This is a genomic window from Streptomyces griseorubiginosus (assembly GCF_036345115.1).
In the GTDB taxonomy this organism is placed as follows: domain Bacteria; phylum Actinomycetota; class Actinomycetes; order Streptomycetales; family Streptomycetaceae; genus Streptomyces; species Streptomyces griseorubiginosus_C.
This window is the reverse complement of the sequence record NZ_CP107766.1, coordinates 1,082,439-1,097,687: the sequence shown is the minus strand read 5'-3', so window position 1 is coordinate 1,097,687 and position 15,249 is coordinate 1,082,439. Positions and strand designations below refer to the sequence as shown.

Sequence of the window (15,249 nt, the reverse complement as noted above, 5' to 3'; positions counted from 1 at the left end):
TCGTGAACCCCACCAGACGCACCGTCCTGCTCGCCGCCACCGCGGCCGCCCTGCTCCCCGCGCTCCCGGCGAAGGCGGCCGCGGCCACCGCGCTCCAGCCGTACGCCACCTACTGGTACCCGGACTCCCTCCCCTCCGGCAGCCCCGGCACCGGCATCACCTGGCGCAGCCTCAAGACCTGGCGGGCGGCCGACGACGCCGACCTGCCCTTCAACACCGCCTCCGTACCGCTCGCCGCCCGCTTCACCCCGACACCGGTGAACACGACGGCCCGGGCGGGCCAGGCCCGGATCCAGTCCCTGGTCTCCTTCGGGCCCACGTCGAGCAACCCCTCGCAGGGCTCGGCGACCTCCGACTACTACGCCTTCGGGCACTGGGCCTACGTCGACGAACTCGTCTTCTGGGGCGGCTCCTCGGGCGAGGGGCTGATCCTCGCGCCGAACGCCCCGATCGTGGACGCCGCCCACCGCCACGGCGTGCCCGTCCTCGGCAACATCTTCCTGCCGCCGGTCGCCTACGGCGGGCAGCTGCGGTGGACCCGGGACCTGGTGCAGAAGGACGCGGCCGGCCGCTATCCACTGGCCGCCCAACTCGTCGCGGTCGCCGCGGCCCACGGCTTCGACGGCTGGTTCGTGAACGCCGAGACCGGGGGAGGGGACGCGGCCCTCGGGGCGGACATGCTGGGATTCCTCAGGGAGTTGAAATCCCTCGCCGCCGCCCGGGGGCAGCGCGTGACCTGGTACGACTCGATGACCGTGAACGGGTCGGTGAGCTGGCAGGGCGCGCTGAACAGCCGTAACCAGGCGTTCTTCCAGGCCGCCGACGACATGTTCGTGGACTTCCGGTGGACGGCGGGAGGTCTGGCCTCCTCCGGGACGCTGGCGCAGCAACTGGGCCGCAGCCGCTACGAGTTGTGGGCCGGTGTGGACGTGGAGGCGAACGGCTGGAACACGTCCGAGAACTGGGACGCGATCGTGCCCCGCGCCGGCGCCCACGTCACGTCGATCGGGCTGTACCGGCCCGAGTGGACCCGCAACCACCTGCCCGCCGACCAGCGGTCGCCGCAGGACTTCCACGCGGCCGACGACCGCTTCTGGACCGGCAGGTCCCTCGACCCGTCCCGGCCGGACGCGACGGACACCTGGCGGGCTCCCGCGGTGTCGGTCGCCGACCGGTCGACGGTCACGTCACTGCCGTTCGCGAGCGTGTTCAACACCGGGCACGGGCTGCGGTGGCACGAGGAGGGGGCCGTCACCTCGGACACGCCCTGGAACCACCTCGGGCTTCAGGACCGGCTGCCGTCGCGGCAGTGGGTGGTGCGGACGGAGGGCTCCCGGCCGAGTGTCTCCTTCGACTTCGCGGACGCCTGGCGGGGCGGCAGCAGTGTGCTGGTGAGCGGCACGGTGGACCAGCCGGTCACCGTGGACCTGTACGCCACCCGGCTGCCGATCGGCGACGACACGGTGGTCGAGCTGACCCACCGGACCGACGCGGGCACGGTGAACGTCGAGCTGGCCGTCGCCACCGGCGAGCCGAGCGCGCCGGGGGCGGCACCGCCGTACACCTGTCTGCCGGTGGCCGGCGGCGACGGCTGGCGGACCTCGACCGTACGGCTCACCGGGCTCTCCGGGACCGTCCACGCGCTCGGCGTGCGGCTCACCGGGAGCGGTTCGCTCGAGTGGCGGCTCGGCGGTCTCGCCGTGTACGACACCATGGGCGCCCACCGCCCGTCCGCGCCCTCCGGCCTGCGCGTCTCCGCCGCTTCCGGTGGTGACCTGCGCCTCGCCTGGAACCCCGCACCCGGCGCCGTACGCCACTACACCCTGCACCGGCTCCTCCCCGACGGCACCCGGCGCTTCCTCGGCGGCACCTGCCAGCGGGCCTACTTCGTCGGCGGTCTGCAGCCCGAACAGGGCGAGACGGAGGCGCGGTTGGAGCTTCGTGCGGTGGGGGAGCTGTACACGTCGTCGGCCCCCGTGACCGTGACCCACCCCTGGTAACCCCCGCGACCTTGGAGAGCACCCCGCATGCATGACGACCGCAGCCTGGTCGAGGCCCGCCTCAGGCGTGTCCTCGACGAGCGCCTCCGCCCCGCCGTGTACCCCGAGTCCGTGCCGCTGGAGGTGGCGGTGTGGCAAGCGCCCGACGAGCCGGTGCCCGTCGCCGAGGGCCTGGCGGCGGAGCCGGAGCCGATCGCCGTGGGCGCCCGCTGGGGTGTCCCCTGGGGCACCAGCTGGTTCCGCGTCACCGGCACCGTCCCCGAGGAGTGGGCCGGGAGGACCGTGGAGGCGATCCTGGACCTCGGCTTCGACGAGAACATGCCCGGCTTCCAGTGCGAGGGCCTGGTGTACCGGCCCGACGGCACTCCCGTGAAGGGCCTCAACCCGCGCAACCAGTGGGTGCGGATCGGCGCCCCCGTCGAGGGCGGCGAGGAGGTGCGCCTGCACGTCGAGGCCGCCTCCAACCCCGTGATCCTGGACTACCACCCCTTCCTGCCCACGCAGCTGGGCGACAAGGAGACCGCCGGCTCCGAGCCGCAGTACCGGCTGGCACGCATGGACCTCGCCGTGTTCGACGAGACCGTGTGGCAGCTGGTGCTCGACCTGGAGGTGCTCGGCGAGCTGATGGCCGAGCTGCCGGTGGAGTCGGCGCGGCGCTGGGAGATCCTGCGGGCGGTCGAGAAGGCGCTGGACGCCGTCGACCTCCAGGACGTGGGCGGCACGGCCGCGCAGGCGCGGGTACGGCTGGAGACCGTCCTCTCCGAGCCCGCCGTCCCCTCCGCCCACCGGATCAGCGCGGTCGGCCACGCGCACATCGACTCGGCGTGGCTGTGGCCGCTGCGCGAGACCGTGCGCAAGGTCGCCCGGACCACCTCCAACATGACCGCGCTGCTCGACGACGAGCCGGAGTTCGTCTTCGCCATGTCCCAGGCCCAGCAGTGGGCCTGGGTGCGCGACCACCGGCCCGAGGTGTGGGCCCGGGTGAAGAAGGCCGTGGCCGACGGACGGTTCGTGCCGGCCGGCGGCATGTGGGTGGAGTCGGACACCAACATGCCGGGCTCGGAGGCGATGGCCCGTCAGTTCGTGCACGGCAAGCGGTTCTTCCTCGACGAGTTCGGCATCGAGAACGAGGAGGCGTGGCTGCCCGACACCTTCGGTTTCGCGGCCGGGCTGCCGCAGATCATCAAGGCGGCGGGCTCCAAGTGGCTGCTGACCCAGAAGATCTCGTGGTCGCAGACGAACAAGTTCCCGCACCACACGTTCCGTTGGGAGGGCATCGACGGAACCCGGATCTTCACGCACTTCCCGCCGGTCGACACCTACAACTGCTCCATGAAGGGCAGCGAGATCGCCCACGCGGCAAGGAACTTCAAGGACAAAGGCGTCGCCCGGCACTCCCTCGCCCCCACCGGCTGGGGCGACGGAGGCGGCGGCACGACCCGCGAGATGATCGCCAAGGCGGCCCGGCTGCGCGACCTCGAGGGCTCGGCGACCGTGGCCTGGGAGACCCCGGCGGAGTTCTTCGAGAAGGCCGAGGCCGAGTACCCCGAACCACCCGTGTGGGTGGGGGAGTTGTACCTCGAACTCCATCGCGCCACCCTCACCAGCCAGGCAAAGACCAAGCAGGGCAACCGCCGCAGCGAACACCTCCTGCGCGAGGCCGAGCTGTGGGCGGCGACGGCGGCCGTACGGACCGGATTCCCCTACCCGTACGAGGAGTTGGACCGCATCTGGAAGACGGTCCTGCTGCACCAGTTCCACGACATCCTGCCCGGGTCGTCCATCGCATGGGTGCACCGGGAGGCCCGGCGGACCTATGAGCGCGTCGCCGAGGAACTGAACGGGATCATCGACGCGGCCCAGCGTGCCCTGGCGGGCGAGGGGGCCCGGGAACTCGTCTTCAACTCCGCACCCCACGGCCGTGACGGGGTCGCCGCGGGCGGCGCCGGGACCGCCCCGGCCGAGGGACGCACGGTCGTGGCCGAGCGCCCCGAGGGCGGGTACGTCCTGGACAACGGCGTCCTGCGGGTGGCCGTCGACGGGCAGGGCCTGGTGGTGTCGGCGCACGACCTCGAGTCCGACCGCGAGACCGTCGCACCGGGCGGGGTGGCCAACCTCCTCCAACTCCACCCGGACTTCCCGAACATGTGGGACGCCTGGGACGTCGACGAGTTCTACCGCAACACCGTCACCGACCTCACCACCGTGGACGAACTGGTCGCGGAGGACGGCGGCGTGCGGGTCACCCGCACCTTCGGTTCCTCCCGCGTCACCCAGGTCCTGTCCCTGGCGCCGGACGAGCGCAGGCTCCTCATCGACACGGAAGTGGACTGGCACGAGACGGAGAAGTTCCTCAAGCTCGCCTTCCCGCTCGACGTGCACGCCGAACGGTACGCGTCCGAGACGCAGTTCGGGCACTTCCACCGGCCCACGCACACCAACACCTCCTGGGAGGCGGCGAAGTTCGAGGCCTGCAACCACCGCTTCGTGCACCTGGAGGAACCCGGCTGGGGTGTGGCGATCGTCAACGACTCCACGTACGGCCACGACGTGACCCGCACGGTCCGGACCGACGGCGACCAGGGCACGACCACCACGGTCCGGGTGTCCTTGCTCCGCGCCCCGCGCTTTCCCGACCCCGAGACCGACCAGGGCGTCCACCGCTTCCGGCACGCGCTGGTGCCGGGGGCGGGCATCGGGGACGCGGTGCGGGAGGGATGGCGGATCAATCTTCCGGAGCGGGTCGTACGGGGTGCCGAGGAGGTCGCCCCGCTGGTGACCGTCGACCAGGACGCGGTCGTCGTCACGGCGGTCAAGCTGGCGGACGACGGCAGCGGGGACGTGGTGGTCCGCTGCCACGAAGCGCATGGCGGACGGGCCCGGGCCACTGTGACGGCGGGCTTCGAGGTCGCGGACGTCGTGGCGACGGACCTGCTGGAGCGACCGCTGGCGGACTCCCCCGCGCCGCAGCTGGAAGGGAACGGAGTGTCCCTGCGGCTGCGGCCGTTCGAGCTGGTCACGCTGCGGTTCACCAGGGCCTGAGAACCCCGCTGCGGTTCACCAGGGCCTGAGAACCTGACACGAGGGGGGCGGGACGATCCGCACCGCCCCCCTCGTCCCCTCCGTCACGCCCCGAGCTGCGCCCGCAGCCACTGCTCGACCTCGCCGACATGCGCGGCCGCCGCCGCCCGGGCCGCCTCCGGGTCGTGGGCGAGCAGTGCGCGGTGGATGGCCGCGTGCTCCCGCCTGGTCCGTTCGAAGGCGCCCTCCTCCTGGTAGCCGCGCCACACCCGGGCCCGGAAGGTGCGGGAGGACAGGCCGTCCAGGATCGCGGCCATCGTGTCGTTCCCGGCCGCCGCCGCGATCTCGCGGTGGAAGGCCAGGTCGTGGGCGATGATCTCCTCCGGATCGTCGGTGGCGTTCATCGCCGTGAGGTGCTTCTCCACCTCGGCCAGCTGGTCGGGGGTGATCCGGGCGGCCGCCAGAGCGGTCGCCGTCGACTCCAGGATGCGGCGCACCTCCAGGAGCTCCACCAGACGCGGCCCCCGGGACAGATCCGCGACCACCCCGAAGGTCTCCAGCAGGTCGCCGGCCTCCAGCTGGGTCACGTAGATGCCCGAACCGTGCCGGGCCTCCAGCACGCCCAGGACCGTCAGCGCGCGGATCGCCTCCCGCATCGAACTGCGCGAGATGCCCAGCTGGACCGCCAGATCCCGCTCGGTCGGCAGCCGCTCGCCCGGCTCCAGCCGGCCCTCGCCGATCATCGCCTTGATCTGCTCGATGGCGCGCTGCGTCACGGTGCCCTTCTGCGGGGCTGTCTCGTCCACGCGCCGCAGTCTAATCGCCGATGTGGTCGGACCACTATGGCCCGGATCCGGGAAAAACTGCCTCCGCGGGGTGTTCTGGCCCCTGAGTGGTCTGATAAGTATGCCGTCAACTGCTCGAACACCCGCATGCTCGATCACGCTCGACGAGGAGCCGAAAGATGCCAGGGAGAACAGTGGGGAAGCGGAACACGCTGCGCAGGCTCGGGGCGGTGGCCGTGGCCGCCGGCGCCTCGCTCGTGCTCGCCGCGTGCGGCAGCACCAAGGACACCGCAGGCAGCAGCAGCGAGGGAGGCGGCGGCACCGGCAAGGTGGGCGTGGTCCTGCCGCTGCTGACCTCGCCGTTCTGGCAGTCGTACAACGACTACGTGCCCAAGATGGCCAAGTCCGAGGGCGTGGACGCGCTGAAGACGGTCAACTCCAACAGCGACCCCTCCCAGCAGATCACCGACATCAACAACGAGCTCAACCAGGGTGTGAAGGGGCTGGTCGTCGCCCCGCTGGACAGCGCCGCTATCGAGGCCGGCCTCGACCAGGCCGAACGCAAGGGCGTCCCGGTCGTCGCGGTCGACGTGGCCCCCGACAAGGGCAAGGTCGCCATGGTCGTACGGGCGAACAACGTGTCGTACGGCGAGAAGGCCTGCCAGTACCTCGGGGAGCACATCACCTCCGGCAAGGTCGTGCAGATCATGGGCGACCTGGCCTCCGTCAACGGCCGCGACCGCTCCGAGGCCTTCCGGGCCTGCGTGAAGAAGAACTTCCCGAAGCTGAAGGTCCTGGAGATCCCCGCCAAGTGGGAGTCCGACACCGCCGCCTCGCAGCTGAGCACCCTGCTGAACGCCAACCCCGACCTCAAGGGCATCTACATGCAGGCCGGCGGGGTGTACCTCGCGCCGACCCTCCAGACCCTCAAGTCCAAGGGGATGCTGAAGAAGGCCGGCACCGCGGGCCACATCGCCATCGTCTCCAACGACGGCATCCCGCAGGAGTACGACGCCATCCGCAAGGGCGAGATCGACGCGACCGTCTCCCAGCCCGCCGACCTGTACGCCAAGTACGGCATGTACTACATCAAGGCGGCGATGCAGGGGAAGACCTTCGAGCCCGGCCCGACCGACCACGACTCCACGATCGTCAAGCTGCCCAGCGGCATCCTCGAGGACCAGCTGCCCGCGCCCCTGGTCACCAAGGACAACGTCGACGACCCGAAGCTGTGGGGCAACACGGTCAAATGAGCACCCCACTCGTCGAAGCCCAGGGGGTCGTCAAGCGGTACGGCCCCACGACCGCCCTCGCCGACGGCCGGCTCACCGTCCTGCCCGGCGAGTCCCACGCCCTCGTCGGCCGCAACGGCGCGGGCAAGTCCACCCTCGTCACCATCCTCACCGGCCTCCAGGCCCCCGACGAGGGCACCGTCCGCTTCGACGGCGAGCCGGCACCCCCGCTCGCCGACCGGGACGCCTGGCGGAGCAAGGTCGCCTGCGTCTACCAGAAGCCCACCGTCGTACCCGAGTTGACGGTCGCCGAGAACCTCTTCATCAACCGGCAGCCGCTGCACCGCGGGTTCATCAGCTGGCGCAGCCTCAAGAAGGAGGCCGCCGAACTCCTCGACACCTGGGGCGTCCGCGTCGACCCGGACGCGCGCACCGCCGACCTCAAGGTCGAGGACCGCCAGATGGTGGAGATCGCCCGGGCGTTGAGCTTCGGCGCCCGCTTCATCGTCCTCGACGAACCGACCGCGCAGCTCGACAACCGGGAGATCGAACGGCTCTTCGGCCGGATGCGCGCACTCCAGGACTCCGGCGTCACCTTCCTGTTCATCTCGCACCACCTGCAGGAGGTGTACGAGGTGTGCCAGACGGTCACCGTCCTCAGGGACGCCCGCTGGATCACCACGGCGCCCGTGGCCGACATGCCCCGGGCGGCCCTGATCGAGGCCATGGCCGGCGAGACCGTCGCCGAACAGGAACAGGCCGTGCGCACCCGGGAGGCCGACGCACCCGTACTCCTCGACGCCCGCGGACTGACCTCCGACGCCTACCAGGACGTCGACCTCACCGTGCGCCGCGGCGAGGTCGTCGGCCTCGCCGGCATCAGCGGCAGCGGCAAGATCGAGCTGGCCGAGTCGTTCACGGGACTGCACACCCCGACGAGCGGCACGGCCCGACTCGACGGCAGACCGCTGCCGTTCGGCGACGTACAGGCCTCCCTGAAGGCCGGTGTCGGCTTCGTGCCGCGCGACCGGCACGCCCAGGGCCTGGTCTTCGGCATGACCATCGGCGACAACGCCACCCTGAGCGTCCTGGACCGGCTCGGCCGCCGCGGCTTCGTCCGCAGCGAGCGCAAACGCGGCTTCGCCACCGAGCTCATCGACCGTCTCGACATCCACACCGAGGGCCCCGACCAGCCCGTCTCCGACCTGTCCGGCGGCAACGCGCAGAAGGTCGTCATGGCCCGCGCCCTCGCCTCCGACCCCCGGCTGCTCGTCCTCATCAACCCCACCGCGGGCGTCGACGTGAAGTCGAAGGAGTCCCTGCTCTCCCGCGTGGACACCGCCCGCGAGGACGGCACCGCGGTCCTCGTCGTCTCCGACGAACTCGACGACCTGCGCCGCTGCGACCGCGTCCTCGTCCTCTTCCACGGCCGCGTGGTCGCCGAGCACCCGGCGGGCTGGCGCGACCACGAGCTGATCGCCTCCATAGAAGGAGTGGACCATGGCTGACACCAAGGCCCGCCCGCTCGCGCCCGCACGCGCCCTCACCCCCGGCTCCGCCCGGACGGTCCTGCTGCGCCGGGCCCGCGAACTCGCCCTCGTCCCGGCCCTGTTGCTCCTGATGGTGCTCGGCGCGTTCGTCAACGACTCGTTCCTCACCGAACGCAACCTGATCTCCATCCTCGGCGCCTCCGCGGCCCTCGCGATGGTGGTCCTGGCCGAGTCCCTCGTCCTGATCACCGGCAAGTTCGACCTGTCCCTGGAGTCGGTCGTCGGCATCGCGCCCGCGGTCGGAGCCCTGCTCGTGCTGCCCGCCGCCCAGTCCGGCTGGGGGACCGAGTTCCCGGCCGCCCTGGCCCTGCTCGCGGTCCTCGTGGCCGGAGCGGTCGTCGGCGCGTTCAACGGCCTCCTGGTCGTGAAGTTCAAGCTCAACGCGTTCATCGTGACCCTCGCGATGCTGATCGTGCTGCGCGGACTGCTCGTCGGCGCGACCAAGGGCAAGACCCTCTTCGGCATGCCGGACAGCTTCTACTCCCTGGCCACCACCACCTTCCTGAACATCCCGATGTCGGTGTGGCTCGCCGCGGTCGCCTTCGCCGTCGCCGGCTTCGTGCTCAAGTACCACCGCATCGGCCGCGCCCTGTACGCCATCGGCGGCAACGCCGACGCGGCCCGCGCCGCCGGTATCCGCGTCGAGCGCGTGATGCTCGGTGTGTTCGTCGTCGCCGGCGTCCTCGCCGCCGTCGGCGGCATCATGCAGACCGGCTACGTCGGCGCGATCAGCGCCAACCAGGGCCAGAACATGATCTTTACCGTGTTCGCGGCCGCGGTCATCGGCGGCATCAGCCTCGACGGCGGCAAGGGCACCATGTTCGGCGCCCTGACCGGCGTACTCCTGCTCGGTGTCGTACAGAACCTGCTCACGCTCGCCCAGGTGCCGTCCTTCTGGATCCAGGCCATCTACGGCGGAATCATCCTGGTCGCCCTCATGATCGCCCGCGTGACGACGGGTCGCGCCCAGGACTGAGCCCGCGCGTCCCGTCCCCTATCGAAAGGCCTTCCGTGTCCCCGACCACCGCCCGCGTCACCGCGGTAGACACCTATGACATCCGCTTCCCCACCTCGCGCGAGCTCGACGGCTCGGACGCGATGAACCCGGACCCCGACTACTCGGCGGCCTACGTCGTGCTGCGCACCGACGCGGCCGACGGGCACGAGGGGCACGGCTTCACCTTCACCATCGGGCGGGGCAACGAGGTCCAGGTCGCCGCGATCGAGGCACTGCGCGCACACGTGGTCGGCCGGTCCGTCGAGGAACTGTGCGCGGATCCGGGGACGTTGAACCGCGACCTCGTCGGGGACAGCCAACTGCGCTGGCTCGGCCCCGAGAAGGGCGTGATGCACATGGCGATCGGGGCGGTCGTCAACGCGGTGTGGGACCTGGCCGCCAAGCGCGCCGAGAAGCCGCTGTGGCAGCTGCTCGCCGAGGGCGACCCCGAGTGGCTGGTCGGCCAGATCGACTTCCGCTACCTCACCGACGCGCTCACCCCGGAGGAGGCGCTGGAGATCCTGCGCCGGGGGCGGGAAGGGGCCGCGCAGAGAAGCGAGACACTCCTCGCGCAGGGCTACCCCGCCTACACCACCTCCGCCGGCTGGCTCGGCTACGACGACGAGAAGCTCACCCGGCTCGCCGCCGCGGCCGTCGCCGACGGCTTCCGGCAGATCAAGCTGAAGGTCGGCGCCGACCTGGAGGACGACATACGGCGCTGCCGGGTCGCCCGCCAGGTGGTCGGCCCCGACATCCGCATGGCGATCGACGCCAACCAGCGCTGGGACGTGGACGAGGCGATCCGCTGGACCCGGGCGCTCGCGGAGTTCGACCCGTACTGGATCGAGGAGCCCACCAGCCCGGACGACATCCTCGGCCACGCGGCCGTCCGCAAGGCGGTCGCCCCGGTCAAGGTCGCCACCGGCGAGCACGTCCAGAACCGGGTGGTCTTCAAACAGCTCCTCCAGGCCGGGGCCGTCGACATCGTCCAGATCGACGCGGCCCGCGTCGGCGGCGTCAACGAGAACCTCGCCGTCCTGCTCCTCGCGGCCAAGTTCGGCGTCCCGGTCTGCCCGCACGCCGGCGGCGTCGGCCTGTGCGAACTCGTCCAGCACCTCGCGATGTTCGACTACGTGGCCGTCACCGGCACCACCGAGAACCGGGTCATCGAGTACGTCGACCATCTGCACGACCACTTCCTGGACCCGGTGGTGATCCGGGCGGGCCACTACGCGGCCCCCGGCGCGCCCGGTTTCTCGGCCGCCATGCGCCCCGAGTCCATCGCGCGGTACACGTTCCCTGACGGCGCCTTCTGGGCAGAAGACCTCGCCGACGACACACGGAAGAAGGGACAGGCGGCATGAGCGACTTCGAGGGTCTCAAGGCCCTGGTGACCGGCGGGGCCTCCGGCATCGGCCGGGCCACGGCCGAACTCCTGGCCGCGCGCGGCGCCCAGGTCGCCGTCCTCGACCTGGACCCGTCCTCGGTCGACAAGCCGCTGCTGGCCTACCGCGCCGACATCACCGACGACGCCTCCGTGCGGGCGGCCGTCGCGGCGGCCGCCGCCGACCTCGGCGGACTCGACGTCCTGATCAACAACGCGGGCATCGGCGCCCAGGGCACCGTGGCCGACAACGACGACGAGGAATGGCACCGCGTCCTGGACGTCAACGTCGTCGGCATGGTCCGGGTGACCCGCGCCGCCCTGCCCCGTCTGCGGGAGTCCGCGCACGCGGCGATCGTGAACACCTCCTCCATCGCGGCCACCGCGGGCCTTCCGCAGCGGGCGCTGTACAGCGCGACCAAGGGGGCGGTCCAGTCGCTGACCCTCGCGATGGCCGCCGACCACGTCCGCGAGGGCATCCGCGTCAACTGCGTCAACCCCGGCACGGTGGACACCCCGTGGATCGGCCGCCTCCTCGCCAAGGCCGCCGACCCGGCCGCCGAACGCGCGGCCCTGGAGGCCCGCCAGCCCACCGGCCGACTCGTCTCGGCGGACGAGGTCGCGGGCGCCATCGCCTACCTGGCGAGCCCCCTCTCCGGCGCCACCACCGGCACCTCGCTGGCCGTCGACGGCGGCATGCAGGGCCTGCGTCTGAGGCCGGTGGACCGGTGACCGCGCTCGGCGGCAGCGGTGTCCCGGTCAGCCGACTGGCCTTCGGCGGGGCGGCCATCGGCAACCTCTTCACCGAGGTGAGCGACGAACAGGCCCACGAGGCGGTCACCGCCGCCTGGGAGCGCGGCATCCGCTACTTCGACACCGCCCCGCACTACGGCCTCGGACTGTCCGAGCGCCGACTGGGCGAGGCCCTGGCCCGGTATTCGCGCGCGGAGTACACGGTCTCCACCAAGGTGGGACGCAGACTGGAACCCACGGAGGTCTCGGGCGACGACCTCGCCAACGGCTTCGCCGTTCCCGCCGCTCACCACCGCGTCTGGGACTTCTCGGCCGACGGCGTACGACGCACCCTCGAAGCGAGCCTCGAACGGCTCGGTCTCGACCACGTGGACGTCGTCTACCTCCACGACCCCGACGACCACGCGGAGGAAGCCTTCCGCGAGGGCTATCCGGCCCTGGAGAAGCTCCGCTCCGAGGGGATGGTCGGGGCGATCGGCGCCGGCATGAACCAGGCGGAGATGCTCACCCGCTTCGTCCGCGAGACCGACGTGGACGTGGTGCTGTGCGCGGGCCGCTACACCCTGCTCGACCGGAGCGCGCTCGACGAACTGCTGCCCGCCGCCGTCGAGCGGGGCGTGTCGGTGGTCGTCGGCGGCGCCTTCAACTCCGGTCTGCTGGCCGATCCCCGCCCCGGAGCGACGTACAACTATGCCGAGGCGCCCACCGAGTTGCTGGACCGGGCGCTGCGCATGAAGGAGGTCGCGGACCGCCACGGCATCGGCCTGCGGGCCGCCGCCCTCGCCTACTGCGCCGCCCACCCCGCCGTCGCGAGCGTCCTGGTGGGCGCCCGCTCGGCGGCCGAAGTACACGACTGTGCCGACCAGTTCGCGACGCAGGTGCCCGACGCCTTCTGGCAGGAGCTGCGGGAGACGGGCCTGCTGGAGGAGCAAGCATGAGAATCGCCCTGCACACCAAGGTCCGCGCGGACCGTATCGACGAGTACGAGGCAGCCCACCGCGAGGTCCCCGTCGAACTCACCGACGCCATCCGCGCCGCCGGCGCCTCCTCCTGGACGATCTGGCGCAGCGGCACCGACCTCTTCCACGTCCTGGAGTGCGAGGACTACGGCCGCCTCCTCGCCGAACTGGAGAAGCTCCCGGTGAACGTCACCTGGCAGGCCCGGATGGCCGAGCTCCTCGACGTGGTGCACGACTACTCCGGCGAGGGCGCGGACGCCGGGCTGCCCGTCGTGTGGGAGCTGCCGTGACCGTGGTGGACGCCCACCACCACGTGTGGGACCTGGCGGTGCGGGACCAGGACTGGATCGCCCCGGACAGCCCGCTGCGCCGGACCTTCACGATCGAGGACCTCGCCGCCGGGGCCCGCGCGGCCGGCGTCGACCGCACGGTCCTCGTCCAGACGATCACCGTGCCCGAGGAGACCCCGGAGTTCCTCGCCCTCGCGGCCGAGCACGAGCTGGTCGCGGGTGTGGTCGGCTGGACCGACCTGACCCGCCCGGACACCGCCGACGAACTCGCCCGGCTCCGTGAACTCCCGGGCGGTTCCTGTCTCAAGGGCATCCGGCACCAGGTCCAGGGCGAGGCGGACCCCGGGTGGCTGCTGCGTCCCGACGTACGCCGGGGCCTGGCGGCCGTGGCCGACGCCGGTCTGGTGTACGACCTGGTGGTGCTCCCGCACCAGCTGCCCGCCTGCGTCGAGGCAGCCGCGTCCCTGCCCCACCTCACCTTCGTCCTGGACCACGCGGGCAAGCCGCCCATCGCCTCCGGCGCCCGGGAACCCTGGGCCACCGACGTCCGCGCCCTCGCCGCCCTCCCCAACACCGTCTGCAAGCTCTCCGGCCTGGTCACCGAGGCCGACCTCGCCTCCTGGACGGTCGACGACCTGCGCCCGTACGCCGACACCGTCCTGGAGGCGTTCGGCCCGGACCGTCTGATGTACGGCTCGGACTGGCCGGTGTGCACCCTGGGGGCCGGCTACGGCGAGATGCTGTCCGTGACGAAGGAACTCACCGCGGGTCTCGGCCCGTCCGAACGCGCCGACGTCTTCGGCGGTACGGCCCTCCGCACCTACGGCCTCTGACCCTCCCTGGCCCTCGCCAACCGCGTCGGCGGCAGGAACTCCCGCACATAGGTGCGCTCCCAGCAGGCTCCCGTCTCCCGCAGCTCCCGCCACGTCGTGTACCGGTACCGGAACAGGCGGGCGCGGACGAAGCGGGGCGGATCGTCGGCCGGGAACGGGGAGCCGCGCAGCAGCCTCAGTGTGGCGGGGTCGTTCTCCAGGAGCCGTTCGACCAGCGTGCCGAACCACGACTCGGCGTAGGCGGGGGAGAGCGCGGCGAACCACATCATCCAGTCCAGGCGCAGATGGTAGGGCGCGAACTGGCGCGGCCAGCGCCTCGGATCGCCGGGCTTGCCCTTGAACTCGTACTCCTTCCACTCCGAGTCCCGGCGCGGTACGTCGTCCGCCGTGCCCTCGACGACCACCTCGTGGCGGATCCGGCTGACGCTGCCGAACGCGCCGTAGGTGTTGACCAGATGGAGCGGGTCGAAGGAGCGGTTCATGACCTGGCGGCGGGAGAGCATGTTGCGGACCGGGTGGTAGCTCAGGCCGAGGAGAAGCGCGGCGACGGCGAGGACCAGGACCTCGTACCAGAGCGGTGTGGCGGGCAGGTCCGGTGCCTCGCCGGGGAGTTCCAGCGCCGGCACCGCCAGCACGATCGTGACCCAGTTCAGCCAGGCGAAGTTGCCCGACAGCACCAGCCACAGCTGGGTCACGATCATCAGCGAGGCGGCGGCCGTGGCGACCGGCTGCGGGGTGAACAGGAGGAAGGGAACGGCGAGTTGGGTGACGTGGTTCGCGGCCACCTCCACCCGGTGCAGGGGGCGGGGGAGATGGTGGAAGTACCAGCTCAGCGGGCCCGGCATCGGCTGGGTCTCGTGGTGGTGATCCAGACAGGTGAGCTTGCGCCAGCAGGCGTCACCGCGCATCTTGATGAGCCCGGCGCCGAACTCCACCCGGAACAGGATCCAGCGCAGCAGGAACAACACCACGACCGGCGGGGCGACTTCGTCGTTGCCGAGGAACACCGCGAGGAAGCCGACCTCCAGCAGCAGCGACTCCCAGCCGAAGCCGTACCAGGTCTGGCCGACGTTGACGATCGACAGGTACAGCAGCCAGGGGACCAGCCACAGCAGCATCCCGGCCCACAGGGGCAGGGTCGAGTCGAGCCCCGTCGCCAGCGCGAGCGCCACCCCGCAGCCCGTCCACGCGCACCCCGCGAAGAACCGGTCCGAGTAGTGCAGTTGGAACAGGCTCGGCGCCCGCCGGAACGGCACCCGGGCGACGAAACGCGGTACCGGCAGCATCCCGCGCTCCCCGATCAGCGCCCGGAACTGGAGGGCAGCCGCCAGGAACGCGACGAAGTACAGCCCGGCCAGAGCCCGCTGGAAGACCAGCCGGCTCAGCCAGTAGTCGGGTGCGGTGAACCAGTCCACGGCGTGCGCTCCTGCCTCCATTGTCGCGCC

Annotated in this window: 12 protein-coding genes; 10 read left to right on the top strand and 2 right to left on the bottom strand. The window is 71.6% G+C overall.

Translation table 11 applies throughout. The features are described 5' to 3' along the window. The first annotated feature begins 2 nt into the window (after positions 1-2). Together OHN19_RS05130 and OHN19_RS05125 are read left to right on the top strand one after the other, a co-directional pair. Positions 3-2,000, top strand: a complete 1,998-nt coding sequence (locus OHN19_RS05130; RefSeq protein ID WP_330262976.1) for an endo-beta-N-acetylglucosaminidase — start codon at positions 3-5, stop codon at positions 1,998-2,000. 27 nt (positions 2,001-2,027) lie between these two features. Next, positions 2,028-5,042: an alpha-mannosidase gene (locus tag OHN19_RS05125; protein ID WP_330262975.1), complete on the top strand. Its 3,015-nt coding sequence runs from the start codon at positions 2,028-2,030 to the stop codon at positions 5,040-5,042. An 83-nt stretch (positions 5,043-5,125) separates the two neighbouring features. Here the strand turns inward: OHN19_RS05125 and OHN19_RS05120 are convergent, their stop codons facing one another. Further along, complete coding sequence (locus OHN19_RS05120; RefSeq protein WP_330262974.1) at positions 5,126-5,827, bottom strand: FadR/GntR family transcriptional regulator; 702 nt, start codon at positions 5,825-5,827, stop codon at positions 5,126-5,128. A gap of 158 nt (positions 5,828-5,985) precedes the next feature. Between OHN19_RS05120 and OHN19_RS05115 the strand changes: the two genes are divergently transcribed. Genes OHN19_RS05115 through OHN19_RS05080 form a run of 8 tightly spaced genes read left to right on the top strand, consistent with a single transcriptional unit; the run spans position 5,986 to position 13,804 of the window. Continuing rightward, positions 5,986-7,059: a sugar ABC transporter substrate-binding protein gene (locus OHN19_RS05115; protein ID WP_330262973.1), complete on the top strand. Its 1,074-nt coding sequence runs from the start codon at positions 5,986-5,988 to the stop codon at positions 7,057-7,059. After that, on the top strand, positions 7,056-8,546 hold the full coding sequence (locus OHN19_RS05110) for a sugar ABC transporter ATP-binding protein (protein WP_330262972.1): 1,491 nt from the start codon (positions 7,056-7,058) through the stop codon (positions 8,544-8,546). Before OHN19_RS05115 ends, OHN19_RS05110 begins: the two co-directional genes overlap by 4 nt. Continuing rightward, complete coding sequence (locus tag OHN19_RS05105; RefSeq protein WP_330262971.1) at positions 8,539-9,564, top strand: ABC transporter permease; 1,026 nt, start codon at positions 8,539-8,541, stop codon at positions 9,562-9,564. The genes OHN19_RS05110 and OHN19_RS05105 overlap by 8 nt, the downstream gene beginning before the upstream one ends. 35 nt (positions 9,565-9,599) lie before the next feature. Next, complete coding sequence (locus tag OHN19_RS05100; RefSeq protein WP_330262970.1) at positions 9,600-10,949, top strand: L-fuconate dehydratase; 1,350 nt, start codon at positions 9,600-9,602, stop codon at positions 10,947-10,949. Next, positions 10,946-11,701 (top strand): SDR family oxidoreductase, encoded by a 756-nt coding sequence (locus OHN19_RS05095; RefSeq protein WP_330262969.1) that lies wholly within the window; start codon positions 10,946-10,948, stop codon positions 11,699-11,701. Before OHN19_RS05100 ends, OHN19_RS05095 begins: the two co-directional genes overlap by 4 nt. Further along, positions 11,698-12,660 (top strand): aldo/keto reductase, encoded by a 963-nt coding sequence (locus OHN19_RS05090; protein WP_330262968.1) that lies wholly within the window; start codon positions 11,698-11,700, stop codon positions 12,658-12,660. The genes OHN19_RS05095 and OHN19_RS05090 overlap by 4 nt, the downstream gene beginning before the upstream one ends. Further along, the gene (locus OHN19_RS05085) at positions 12,657-12,971 is read left to right on the top strand and encodes an L-rhamnose mutarotase (RefSeq protein WP_330262967.1); all 315 of its coding nucleotides are present in this window, start codon (positions 12,657-12,659) and stop codon (positions 12,969-12,971) included. Before OHN19_RS05090 ends, OHN19_RS05085 begins: the two co-directional genes overlap by 4 nt. After that, entirely contained in the window at positions 12,968-13,804 is an 837-nt protein-coding gene (locus OHN19_RS05080; protein ID WP_330262966.1) for an amidohydrolase family protein, read from the top strand. Before OHN19_RS05085 ends, OHN19_RS05080 begins: the two co-directional genes overlap by 4 nt. Here the strand turns inward: OHN19_RS05080 and OHN19_RS05075 are convergent. Continuing rightward, a complete protein-coding gene (locus tag OHN19_RS05075) occupies positions 13,792-15,219 on the bottom strand; it encodes a lipase maturation factor family protein (protein WP_330262965.1) in 1,428 nt (475 codons plus the stop codon). The genes OHN19_RS05080 and OHN19_RS05075 overlap by 13 nt on opposite strands. Between the last annotated feature and the right edge of the window lie 30 nt (positions 15,220-15,249).

Bases quoted from the DNA above. Each gene is read 5' to 3' on its own strand.
- OHN19_RS05095 (WP_330262969.1), top strand. From the start codon at position 10,946: ATGAGCGACTTCGAGGGTCTCAAGGCCCTGGTGACCGGCGGGGCCTCC.
- OHN19_RS05110 (WP_330262972.1), top strand. From the start codon at position 7,056: ATGAGCACCCCACTCGTCGAAGCCCAGGGGGTCGTCAAGCGGTACGGC.
- OHN19_RS05085 (WP_330262967.1), top strand. From the start codon at position 12,657: ATGAGAATCGCCCTGCACACCAAGGTCCGCGCGGACCGTATCGACGAG.
- OHN19_RS05115 (WP_330262973.1), top strand. From the start codon at position 5,986: ATGCCAGGGAGAACAGTGGGGAAGCGGAACACGCTGCGCAGGCTCGGG.
- OHN19_RS05105 (WP_330262971.1), top strand. From the start codon at position 8,539: ATGGCTGACACCAAGGCCCGCCCGCTCGCGCCCGCACGCGCCCTCACC.
- OHN19_RS05125 (WP_330262975.1), top strand. From the start codon at position 2,028: ATGCATGACGACCGCAGCCTGGTCGAGGCCCGCCTCAGGCGTGTCCTC.